Here is an 11,848-nt window from a genome sequence, read left to right on the forward strand (position 1 = left end):
CTGCTGAAAGATTTCCTCACTATATTCAGCAGCCTCAGCGGACGGATAACCGGGACCACCCGGAGACACGCCTGATGAGCGAGCTTTTTTACAACGCCGTACCGAACGCGACCCGTGTCGCCCCGCCCCTGCCCGAACCTCGGCAGTACCCCAGCGAGAAACCTGCTCGGGTCTACCTGTTCGGGACATGCGTGGTAGACCTGTTCTATCCCGAGGCCGGGATGGATGCGATTCATCTGCTCGAACGCGAAGGGATCCGAGTGGAGTATCCGCAAGGGCAAACGTGCTGCGGGCAGCCGGCGTACACGTCCGGATACACCGAGCAGGCGCGGACGGTGGCGCGGGCGCAACTGGCGTTGTTTGCCGGGGATTATCCAGTGGTCGTGCCGTCGGGCTCGTGCGCCGGCATGCTGCGTGAACATTACGCCGACTTGTTCAAGGACGAGCCGCAAACGCTCAAGCAGGTCCAGGCGCTGGCTGCCAGGACCTATGAGCTGGCCGAGTTCCTGTTATTCGTCTGCAAGGTGCAATTGAACGACGGCGGCACGCCGGTGAAGGTCGCGCTGCATACGTCCTGCTCGGCACGCCGGGAAATGAATACCCACCTGCATGGCCGTGCGTTGTTGGCGCAGTTGCGCAATGTGGAACGCGTCGAACACAGCCATGAAAGTGAGTGCTGTGGTTTTGGTGGGACGTTCAGCGTTCGCATGCCGGACATTTCCGGCGCGATGGTGGCCGACAAGACCCGGGCGCTGAAGGAATCCGGCGCACATCAGGTGGTCAGCGCCGATTGTGGGTGCTTGATGAATATCAATGGCGCCCTGGAAAAACAGCAGGAAGCGTTGCGCGGCCAACATCTGGCGAGCTTCCTCTGGCAGCGAACCGGAGGTGCCGCATGAGCACGCCGACGCTGATCCCTACCGTTGAAGTGGGGAATGATTTTCGCGCCCGCGCCCACAAGGCGCTGGACGACACGCAATTGCGAAACAACTTTCGCAGCGCGATGGATTCACTGATGACAAAACGGGCAACGTCTTTCAGCGATGCCCACGAAAGAGAACATTTGCGAGTGCTGGGCAACGCTGTCCGCGCCCGTGCGTTATCCAAGCTGCCCGACCTGCTCGAGCAACTTGAAAGCAACCTGACCCGCAACGGTGTGAAAGTACACTGGGCGGAAACGGTGGACGAAGCCAATGGCATCGTCCTTTCGATCATCCGCGCTCACGAGGCGCGGCAAGTGATCAAGGGCAAATCGATGGTCAGCGAAGAGATGGAGATGAACCATTTCCTCGAGGCTCGGGACATTGAATGTCTCGAATCCGACATGGGGGAATACATCGTCCAGCTCGACCACGAGAAGCCTTCACACATCATTATGCCGGCGATCCACAAGAATGCCGGTCAGGTCGCGTCCTTGTTCCACGACAAACTCGGCGTGGAGTACACCAAGGACGTTGACCAACTCATTCAGATCGGTCGCAAGGTCCTGCGGCAGAAATTCTTCGAAGCCGACATCGGCGTTTCCGGCGTCAACTTCGCCGTCGCCGAAACCGGCACCCTGCTGCTGGTGGAAAACGAAGGCAACGGCCGGATGTCCACCACGGTGCCGCCGGTGCACATCGCCGTGACCGGCATAGAAAAAGTCGTGGAAAACCTGCGCGATGTGGTGCCGCTGCTCTCGCTGCTGACCCGCTCGGCCCTCGGCCAGCCGATCACCACCTACGTCAACATGATCTCCGGGCCGCGCAAGCCTGACGAACTGGACGGTCCCCAGGAAGTCCACCTGGTCTTGCTCGACAACGGTCGCAGCCAGGCGTTTGCCGACAGCGAACTGCGCCAGACCCTCAACTGCATCCGCTGCGGCGCCTGTATGAACCATTGCCCGGTCTATACCCGAATCGGTGGCCATGCCTACGGCGAGGTTTACCCGGGGCCTATTGGAAAAATCATCACACCGCACATGGTCGGCCTGGCGAAGGTGCCGGATCACCCGAGCGCCTCTTCGCTGTGTGGAGCCTGCGGCGAAGTGTGCCCGGTGAAGATTCCGATCCCAGCCCTGCTGCGGCGGCTGCGGGAGGAAAACGTCAAGGCGCCAGACAGTCCCAACCCGATCATGCGCGGCCAGGGCAGTAAATACTCGGCCAAGGAACGGTTCATCTGGAATGCCTGGGCCCGGCTCAACAGTTCGCCGAGGCTGTACCGGATGTTCGCCTTCCTTGTCACCCGCTTGCGTGCCCTGGCGCCGAAAGACGTTGGGCCTTGGACACAAAACCACAGCGCCCCGAAACCCGCCGCCCGCTCACTGCATGACCTGGCTCGCGACCACCTGAACCCGCAGGGAGACCGCTGATGAGCGCCAAGGAAAATATCCTCGCCAAGCTGCGTAAAAGCCTGACCGGCACCACGCCGGTTGCCGACACCTATGACGTTGAACTGGTGACGCAGACCTACCGCTATGGGCCTGGAGAACGCATCCCGCAATTGCGCAAGCAAATGGAAGCGGTCCACACCGAGATCCACCTGACCTCCGGCGAAGCCTGGCCGGCACTGTTGGCGCAACTATTGCGGGACCGACAACTGCCGAGCCTGTTGATCGCGCCGACAACGCCTCACGGACAAAAAATCGTACAGTTCTGGGCGAATAATCCGGACCTGCCAGCTCTAAAGGCCTACGACCGGCCTGTAGAAGAATGGAAAGCCGAACTGTTCAACCACACCCCGGCCAGCCTGACGGGCACCCTCGGCGCCATCGCTGCCACCGGCAGCCTGATTCTCTGGCCGACGCGGGAAGAGCCGCGGCTGATGAGCCTCGTCCCGCCGGTGCATTTCGCCCTGCTCAAGGCCAGTGAGATTCGTGACAACTTCTATGAAGTGCAACAGGAATTCGCGTGGGCCCAGGGCATGCCAACCAATGCCCTGCTGGTGTCCGGCCCGTCGAAAACCGCCGATATCGAGCAAGTCCTGGCTTACGGCGCCCATGGTCCGAAGGACCTGGTGGTACTGATTCTGGAGGACCAATGACGCTTCCGGCCCCTTTCCTGCGCGACACATACCAACTGATCCCGCAAAAACGACGCTTTGACGATCCGTTGTCCACCCTGGCCTTCGGCACCGACGCCAGTTTCTATCGGCTGATTCCGAAACTGGTGGTACGCGTCGAATCCGAAGATGAAGTCATCGCCCTGCTGAAACTGGCCCAGCGCGACCAGGTGCCGGTCACGTTCCGCGCCGCCGGTACGAGCCTGTCCGGCCAAGCGATCAGCGATTCGGTGCTGATTGTGCTGGGGGATAACTGGAACGGCCGGGAAATTCGCGAGCAAGGCCACCAGATTCGTTTGCAACCCGGCGTCATCGGCGCCCAGGCCAACGCCTGGCTGGCCCCGTTCGGACGCAAGATCGGCCCGGACCCCGCGTCGATCAATGCCTGCAAGATTGGCGGTATCGTCGCCAACAACGCCAGCGGCATGTGCTGCGGTACGGCGCAGAACACTTACCATACCCTCGCCGGCATCCGCCTGGTCCTGGCTGACGGCACGCGCCTGGACACCGAAGACGCCGCCAGCGTGGCCGCTTTTCGCACAAGCCATGGCGAACTGCTGGAGCAATTGGCGACACTGGGCCGCGAAACCCGCGCCAACACGGAACTGGCCGCCCGAATTCGCCACAAATACCGTCTGAAAAACACCACCGGCCTGTCACTCAACGCCCTGGTGGATTTCGACGAGCCTGTGGATATCTTGAGCCACTTGCTGGTCGGCTCCGAAGGAACCCTCGGATTCATCAGCGCGGTGACCTACAACACGGTCATCGACCATCCGAACAAGGCGTCGGCGCTGATCGTCTTCCCTGATGTGGAGACCTGCTGCAACGCCGTCACCGTACTGAAAAGCCAACCCGTCTCCGCCGTCGAACTGCTGGACCGTCGCAGCCTGCGCTCAGTGCAGGACAAGCCGGGCATGCCGGATTTCGTACGGCATCTGTCGGACAATGCCTGCGCCCTGCTGATCGAATCCCGCGCCGCTTCGTCATCGCTATTGCAGGAGCAATTGGCCCTGATCATGGCCTCGCTGGCAGGTTTCCCGGTGGAGAAGCAGGTCGATTTCACCGAAGACCCACGGGAAAACGCCCGGCTCTGGGCAATCCGCAAAGACACCTTCCCCGCCGTGGGCGCGGTCCGCAGGACCGGAACCACAGTGATCATCGAAGACGTGACCTTCCCAGTCGAACAATTGGCGATCGGCGTGAATCGCCTGATCGCGCTGTTCGACAAGCATCACTACGACGAAGCGATCCTTTTCGGACACGCGCTGGAAGGCAATCTGCACTTCGTCTTCACCCAAGGCTTCAACAGTGCGGAAGAAGTCGCACGCTACCAGGCGTTTATGGATGACGTGGCGCAACTGGTGGCGGTGGAATTTGGCGGGTCACTGAAAGCCGAACACGGTACCGGCCGCAACATGGCGCCGTTCGTTGAGCTGGAATGGGGCAGCGACGCCTATCAATTGATGTGGCAGCTCAAGCGCCTGCTCGATCCCAATGGCATTCTCAACCCGGACGTGGTGCTCAGCGAGGATCCGCAGATTCACCTCAAGCACCTCAAACCCTTGCCGGCCGCCGATGAGATTGTGGACAAGTGCATCGAGTGCGGTTTCTGCGAGCCGGTATGTCCGTCCAAGGACCTGACGCTGAGCCCGCGTCAGCGCATTGTGATCTGGCGAGACATCCAGGCGAAAAAACGCGACGGAACCGATACCTCGGAGCTGGAAACGGCTTATCAATACCAGGGCATCGACACCTGCGCCGCCACTGGGCTGTGCGCCCAACGTTGCCCTGTAGGAATCAACACCGGCGAACTGGTGAAAAAGCTCCGTGGCCGCAGTGCAACGCGTACGAAAACCGCTGATTGGCTTGCCGGCAATTTCGCTACCGCACTGCAAGGAGCGCGCTTTACCCTGCATGTCGCCAATGGTGCGCGAATGCTCTTGGGGGCACCGCGCCTGGCACGTCTGTCGGCAGGCCTGACGCGGCTATCCAAAGGACAAGTCCCACAGTGGACCAACGCCATGCCGCAGCCGGAAAGGGCCATTCGCTTCAGTCCCGCGGTGTCGGATGAACGACCCAGGGTGGTTTATCTGGCGGCCTGTGTGTCGCGGGTCATGGGCCCTGCCGTGGCCGACAGCGAGCAGATGTCGCTGCATGACAAAACCCGAGGCCTACTGGAAAAGGCCGGCTATCAAGTCGTTTTTCCGGAGAACGTAGACAGTCTTTGCTGCGGCCAGCCTTTCGCATCCAAGGGCTATGCCGAGCAAGCCGAGCACAAGCGCCAGGAACTGATCGGCGCATTGCTGCACGCCAGTCGCGGTGGGCTCGATCCGATTTATTGCGACACAAGCCCTTGCACACTGCGGCTGGTCCAGGACCTCGGCGACGTGCGCCTGGACCTGTACGACCCAGTGCGCTTCATTCGCACGCACCTGATGGACCGCCTCGACTTCAGTCCTCAGGAAGCGCCCATCGCGGTACACGTCACCTGCAGCACGCAACACCTGGGCGAAAGCCAGGCGTTGATCGACCTGGCGCGCAAATGCAGCAAAAACGTGGTCATCCCGGAAGGCATCCATTGCTGCGGTTTTGCCGGCGACAAAGGCTTCACCACGCCGGAGCTGAACGCCCATTCGTTGCGCTCGCTGAAAGGCGCGGTACAGCATTGCAGCGAAGGAATTTCCACCAGCCGGACCTGTGAGATCGGTCTTACGCAACACGGTGCAATCGACTACCACGGGCTGGTTTATCTGGTCGATCGAGTGACCCGCGCCAGGGCGACCTGAGAAAAAAATAGAACCCTGGCGAACGACGGCAGTCCATTGAGCAGGTCCTGCAACCGCAGGGCTTCCTCAAACTTGGTAGTCCTGATGGGCCAGCAAACGCTGCCCTTGGGTCAAGGAGAGACATATGAAACGCTCTGTGCTGTTAGGTCTGTTTGTCACTGCCTCGATGCTGGCATCTCCCTCGTTTGCCGCCGGCGATTCGGACAGTCTCTGCGACACCAATATCAAAACCATCGAGAACGCCAAGACTCAGGTCCAAGGTTCGGATCTTGAAGCGAAAGTCGAAGCCAGCGTCCAGCAAGCCAAGGCCCATCAGGCTCTGAAAACCGAGGAAGGCACCAAAAAATGCATCTCGGAAACTACCCAGACCATCCAGGAGATTCAGAAAGTCAGCAAAGACGGTAAAAACTCCTGAATGCAGGGGGCCAACCTTCGGGTTGGCCCCGGATGCGTTTTGACGTACACTACGCAGGCCTGTCGCTCCAGAGATTCACGGAACGCCAGGTTCGGGGCCGTTTAGGATTCGACGCCGGTTGCGAAACTTTAGGTGCATGCCGAGTTGGTAACAGAACTCGTAAATCCACTGTTGCAACTTCCTATAGTTGCCAATGACGAAACCTACGGGGAATACGCTCTCGCTGCGTAAGCAGCCTTAGCCCTTCCCTTCTGGTACCTTCGGGTCCAGCAATCACCAGGGGATGTCCGTAAACCCAAAGTGATTGTCATATAGAACGGAATCGCCGTGCAGTACGTTGTGGACGAAGCGGCTAAAACTTACACAACTCGCCCAAAGCACCCTGCCCGTCGGGTCGCTGAGGGTTAACTTAATAGACACGGCTACGCATGTAGTACCGACAGCGGAGTACTGGCGGACGGGGGTTCAAATCCCCCCGGCTCCACCAAATGATCAAAAAAAGACGTCCACAGACGTCTTTTTTTGTGCCTGCAATCCAGTAAATACGCGGCCTCCAGCGCTTTTGCGGTCTTTTGAGAGTTTTTGAGTTCCAACCGTTCGGGTATTCCAGGCGGTATTCCAGCTCACCCGGTGCTAATCTTTGGAATACCGAATCAGTGCTTGAGGACAATCTCATGCCTGCTCAAAACCTCCGCCTCTCCGATCGACAGCTCAAGGGAGTCAAACCCGCGTCCAAGGATTATGTCCTCACTGACGGTGACGGTTTGCAGCTCCGCGTACGCAGCAACGGCTCGTTGCTGTGGAATTTCAACTACCGCGAACCGGTTACCAAGAAGCGAATCAACATCGGCTTTGGGACCTATCCCGAACTGTCACTGGCGAACGCACGAAAGAAGGCAGTCGAAGCGCGCGAGCTGCTCGCCCAAGGCATTGATCCGAAGGTACAGCGCAATACCTTGAATGAAGCCAAGCGCGCAGAAACGGAACACACCTTCGAGAACGTGGCTACGGCCTGGTTCGAACTCAAGAAAGACTCGGTCACCCCGGCATACACCGAAGACATCTGGCGGTCGCTCACGCTGCATGTGTTCCCCGACTTGAGAACGACACCACTGGTGAAAATCACCGCGCCGATGGTGATCGCATTGCTTCGCCCAATCGAAGCGAAAGGCAGCCTGGAGACGGTCAAGCGTCTTAGCCAGCGGCTAAACGAGATCATGACCTACGGCGTAAACTCTGGCCTGATCTTCGCCAACCCGCTCAGCGGGATAAGGGCGGTTTTCAAGAAGCCCAAGAAAGAGAACATGGCTGCGCTTCCGCCCGAAGAACTACCCGAGCTCATGCTGGAGATCGCGAACGCCAGCATCAAACGCACGACCCGTTGCCTCATCGAATGGCAGTTGCACACCATGACTCGCCCCGCAGAGGCGGCGACTACTCGCTGGGCAGACATCGACTTTGAAAAGCGTGTCTGGACTATCCCACCGGAGCGGATGAAAAAGCGCCGCCCTCACAGCATCCCGTTGAGTGATCACGCTGTCGCACTGTTGGAGTCACTGAAGACTCACAGCGGCCATCGCGAATACGTCTTCCCGGCAGACAGAAATCCACGCACCCACGCCAATAGCCAGACCGCCAACATGGCGTTGAAACGCATGGGCTTCCAGGATCGCTTGGTCAGCCACGGCATGCGCTCGATAGCCAGCACCATCTTGAATGAACATGGTTGGGACCCGGAACTCATTGAGGTCGCACTGGCGCATGTCGACAAGGATGAGGTGCGCAGCGCCTACAACCGAGCCGACTACATCGAGCGACGGCGCCCGATGATGGCGTGGTGGAGTGAGTACATCCAGAAAACCGCCACCGGCAGCCTTCTCGCCTCTGCATACGGCCAAGTCAGAGACAAGAACGTGGTGCCGATCCGCTAGCGCTGTACAGGCGCAATAACGGCGGCGACAGCAACTGATCGCTCAAGATTCAGGGAAAGCAGCCTCGTTTTTCCGCTTTTCAGCACGGGTCCATCCAAACAGGGCTGCAAAGCCGCCCTGTTTGGATGGACCTCACTTTGAAGAGCTAAAAGCCACGACGTTGTCCGCGATTTACCACGGAATTCCACCGATGGATAACCGCTTTTCACGTCCCCAAGAGCGCTGAGCTTCGGCCCTTGACCGGGGTTATCCACAGGCGTAGAACAGGCCGTGCAAAGGCTGTCGATGACAGCACCCCAGGTGACCCGAGCCTTAAAGGTCACGCCGCTCCCGCGGTGGTTCTCCCCAAGGGCGATTCGCATCCGGCAGCTCACCCGGTCACCTCCCCGGTGATGGATGCTAACTACACTTCATGGCCTTCGTGCGCCAGACGACACTTCCTATTGCGCTGCCCTGCAGCAATCTATCCGCTTGGCCGAATCCTGCGCCAACTTGTGCCCGTCTCTTTCTTTGGAAAGAGACGGGCACTTCTACCACTGCTGCAGCCCTGATTGCACATGGCTTTGCGGCAATCCCCCTCGTGACAATCGGCGTGACAAACGCCGATGTCACCAGCAACAGCGGTGCAGATGATGGTGCCGCAGACCATGGAATGGACTGCACCTGACTGACAGTCAGGCATGCCCCGGTCATCGCATTGCTGCGTTCACCCAGCTCAGGATCTTCAGGCGCTGGTTTAGTCAGCCAGCGCTGCCTCCACCCGCCCACCGCTATCGGTGCTTAGGGGGCCAGATCATGAGATGCCCTTGCTCCCGGTCGTAAGGAGCCGCCAGTCCCGCGTAGAGGACATTCCCCACAGGTCGCAGGGGCCTTGATCCCTGATAACACTCAGCATTCTTGGCGGGATGACGTGGGGTGAGGATCGGAGAGCGGAGATGAGGTGACCGACATGGCATTGGTGGGTAGGCGCGATGGCCGTAATTTTGGCTACGGCAGACAACTGAGCTACGCAGGGCCGCAGGCACTCAAAGACATGTTCGGCGGTGGTCATTACGGCACGGTCAAAGCGCACTGTGATCGGTGGCAGGCATTCGTCAAATGGTGCCGTTCCGAACAGGGGCCCGGTATCAATGATTCGCGGCAGATTGATCGGAAGGTATTGTCCGACTATGCAGCGTATCTGCGCGACGTGGTTGGGCGCGGTGACCTCGCCGTCAGTACCGCACAAAACCGGCTATCCAGCGTTAACAGGACCATGGCTGCGCTTCGTGGTGATCAGTACGTGAAGTTACCAAGTCCGAGCAAGGCGTTGGGAATGCAGCGCACCGGGGCTCGGCAGTCGGTGCCACAGGGCCAAGACCGCGAACAGGTTAAGCAGATCATCGATGCGCTTTGCCGCCATCATCAGCAACGGGCCGCCGCGATCGTTCTGCTGTCGCGAGCCACCGGCATGCGCTTGCGTGAGGCAATCTTGGCCGACCTGCCACGGCTAAGCCGCGAGGCTGACGACCTAGACAGGATAAACATTCAGGACGGCACCAAAGGTGGCCGCGCTGGTGCCTCAGCGCCACGTTGGATTGCGGCGGACGACCATGTTCGAGGTGCGCTTGGATTTGCACGGAAGGTGTCGCCTGCTGGTAGCCACAACCTGATTGCTCCAAACGAAAGCTACCTAAATGTTCTGCAAGAAATCATCCGCCCTGCGCGAGACATCCTGCATGCACACAACTTGAAAGGCTTCCATGAGCTACGGGCCGCGTACGCGTGTGAGCGCTACAAGCAAATCACCCAGCACCGTGCGCCTATCAACGGCGGCCAATGTTGCCAGGTAGACAGGAACCTTGATCGAGAGGCCCGGAGGCAAATCAGCTATGAACTGGGGCACGGCCGGTTCGATGTGGTCACTGCCTACATTGGAGGACGAAAATGAGCAAGCCATTCGATATGGAGTTGTTCCTGGCTGGCGTGCTGATCGGTTCGCAATCGACACGTAAACGCCATTTGCGTCAGGCAGAGGTCATCCGAGCTGACATCGCAAAACACTGGCAGCGTGAAGCACCTTGGGCTTGGCAGAGAAAGCATGTGGCTTGGTTTCTTGAGCATCGTCTAGATCGACACAGCGAGGCGACGCGGTATTACTATTTGCTGACCGTGCGGCTGCTCGCTCGTCGTTTACAAAAATCATGGGTTTTCAATCTCTGAGTGAGACCGGCTGCTATCGACCGATTCTGTTGAAAAAGTCGGCCCTTCCGGACTTCCCGCATACTGATTACTGAAAACACCTTTTTAGCGCGCCGCTACGCGAAATCTGACCTCGGAATCCTCTACTCTAAGTAAGGATTTCAATCTTAAGCGCGTACTTTTCTGCCGTGCAAACCATGGTCGAGTTTTTCAACACAATCGACCCATACCGGCCCTTCGGTCAGGGCGCGCAATCGTGCACGGGAGGTGGTTCGTTGACTCAAGATCCTAGGTTCTGTACGAAATCCTTTGAAACCGCCGTCACCGCACCTGAACACTGATATTCGGTAAAGTTCGCGCCCATCGAAGGCAGGAGGCCACGATGGTGAAACGGTACGAAATTCCCGATGCAGCCTGGGAGCTGGTTGCTGACCTCTTTGAACAACCCCGGCGCAATGGTCGGCCGAGAGCCGATGATCGTTTGATGCTCAATGGCGTGCTCTGGGTGCTTTGCTCAGGCGCCGCATGGCGCGACATGCCCGAGCGCTTCGGGCCCTGGTCAACGGTCTATCAACGGTTTCGGGATTGGCGTAACCAAGGAACGTTCGACCTGATGCTCAGGCGGCTGCACATTAAGCTGAACGAGCAAGGATTGATCGACCTGGAAACATGGATGATCGATTCCACAGCTGTACGCGCAACCCGAGTTTCATCAGGCGCCGGGAAAAAAGGGGGCCTGATGAACCTTCAGACCATGCGCTAGGCCGCAGTCGCGGAGGCCTGACGACCAAGATTCATATGCTTTGCGACGCCAACGGCATACCGCTGCGTTTTCTACTTTCGGGCGGACAAGCGAGTGATATCTCGTATGCCCAGCCATTGCTCGATGAAGCCTATATCCCCAGTTTGCGCGGTCGTCCTCGCAAACGATGTCGCTGGCTTTTGGCCGACAAAGGCTACGATGCTGAGGCTCTGCGTCGCTACTGTGACCGCTACCGGATGCAGCCGGTAATCCCTCTGCGATCCATGAAACGCAAACCCAAGCCCGGTTTGCCTCGTTTGTTTGATCGGCCAAAATACCGGCAGCGCAACATCATCGAGCGCATGTTCGGCTGGCTGAAAGAAAACCGCCGCATCGTCACACGCTTCGACAAGCTCGCGAAAAGTTATGCAGCGATGGTCTCGTTAGCTTGTGCTATGCGGTGTTTGCGACATTACTTTTCGTACAGTGCCTAAGCTCAATCAAATTAATCGAAGTTAAACCCCTGGGCCAGGAACCTTTTTTTACGATCTTCTACGTACTTGGTACGATCTGCTTCGCTCGTGTTGTAGTCGCCTGCGCCTAGAATATATGCTGCGAATGGATCCATGCCATCAAACATTGAATTACCCTCTATTTGTAAATTTTTCATTATTTCAAAGGCAACTCCAATGGAGTGGCGGTCCTGCATATAGCTTTCGTCTGTCTCATCTTTTTCTAAGACTGCTGTGCC

10 protein-coding genes and 1 other RNA gene are annotated in these 11,848 nt (G+C 58.5%); 10 read left to right on the plus strand and 1 reads right to left on the minus strand.

Translation table 11 applies throughout. The annotated features are described in order from the left end of the window. Nucleotides 1-74: 74 nt before the first annotated feature. From OC610_RS00480 to OC610_RS00525, 10 genes are all read left to right on the plus strand, one after another. A complete protein-coding gene (locus tag OC610_RS00480; protein WP_264426013.1) occupies nt 75-899 on the plus strand; it encodes a (Fe-S)-binding protein in 825 nt (274 codons plus the stop codon). Continuing rightward, nucleotides 896-2,350 (plus strand): LutB/LldF family L-lactate oxidation iron-sulfur protein, encoded by a 1,455-nt coding sequence (locus tag OC610_RS00485; protein ID WP_264426014.1) that lies wholly within the window; start codon nt 896-898, stop codon nt 2,348-2,350. The genes OC610_RS00480 and OC610_RS00485 overlap by 4 nt, the downstream gene beginning before the upstream one ends. Beyond that, a complete protein-coding gene (locus OC610_RS00490) occupies nt 2,350-3,021 on the plus strand; it encodes a LutC/YkgG family protein (protein ID WP_264426015.1) in 672 nt (223 codons plus the stop codon). Before OC610_RS00485 ends, OC610_RS00490 begins: the two co-directional genes overlap by 1 nt. Beyond that, on the plus strand, nt 3,018-5,828 hold the full coding sequence (locus OC610_RS00495) for an FAD-binding and (Fe-S)-binding domain-containing protein (protein WP_264426017.1): 2,811 nt from the start codon (nt 3,018-3,020) through the stop codon (nt 5,826-5,828). The genes OC610_RS00490 and OC610_RS00495 overlap by 4 nt, the downstream gene beginning before the upstream one ends. A gap of 124 nt (nt 5,829-5,952) precedes the next feature. Further along, a complete protein-coding gene (locus tag OC610_RS00500) occupies nt 5,953-6,243 on the plus strand; it encodes a hypothetical protein (protein WP_264426018.1) in 291 nt (96 codons plus the stop codon). 93 nt (nt 6,244-6,336) lie between these two features. Then, nucleotides 6,337-6,730, plus strand: a transfer-messenger RNA (tmRNA) gene (gene ssrA, locus OC610_RS00505). 187 nt (nt 6,731-6,917) lie between these two features. Next, the gene (locus OC610_RS00510) at nt 6,918-8,174 is read left to right on the plus strand and encodes an integrase domain-containing protein (protein WP_264426019.1); all 1,257 of its coding nucleotides are present in this window, start codon (nt 6,918-6,920) and stop codon (nt 8,172-8,174) included. Nucleotides 8,175-9,123: 949 nt separating this feature from the next. Next, complete coding sequence (locus OC610_RS00515) at nt 9,124-10,104, plus strand: integrase domain-containing protein (RefSeq protein WP_264426020.1); 981 nt, start codon at nt 9,124-9,126, stop codon at nt 10,102-10,104. After that, a complete protein-coding gene (locus OC610_RS00520) occupies nt 10,101-10,376 on the plus strand; it encodes a hypothetical protein (RefSeq protein WP_221608127.1) in 276 nt (91 codons plus the stop codon). Before OC610_RS00515 ends, OC610_RS00520 begins: the two co-directional genes overlap by 4 nt. A 361-nt stretch (nt 10,377-10,737) precedes the next feature. Next, a protein-coding gene (locus OC610_RS00525) for an IS5 family transposase (RefSeq protein ID WP_264426021.1) occupies nt 10,738-11,591 on the plus strand; the annotation gives its coding sequence in 2 pieces (ribosomal slippage) (nt 10,738-11,079 and nt 11,082-11,591; 852 coding nt in all). Between the two features lie 11 nt (nt 11,592-11,602). Here OC610_RS00525 and OC610_RS00530 read toward each other — a convergent pair. Beyond that, nucleotides 11,603-11,848, minus strand: a 246-nt coding sequence (locus tag OC610_RS00530) for a hypothetical protein (RefSeq protein WP_264426022.1), incomplete at its 5' end; no start/stop codon positions are given.

Origin of the sequence: Pseudomonas agronomica (assembly GCF_025917275.1) — a bacterium.
Lineage (GTDB): Bacteria > Pseudomonadota > Gammaproteobacteria > Pseudomonadales > Pseudomonadaceae > Aquipseudomonas > Aquipseudomonas agronomica.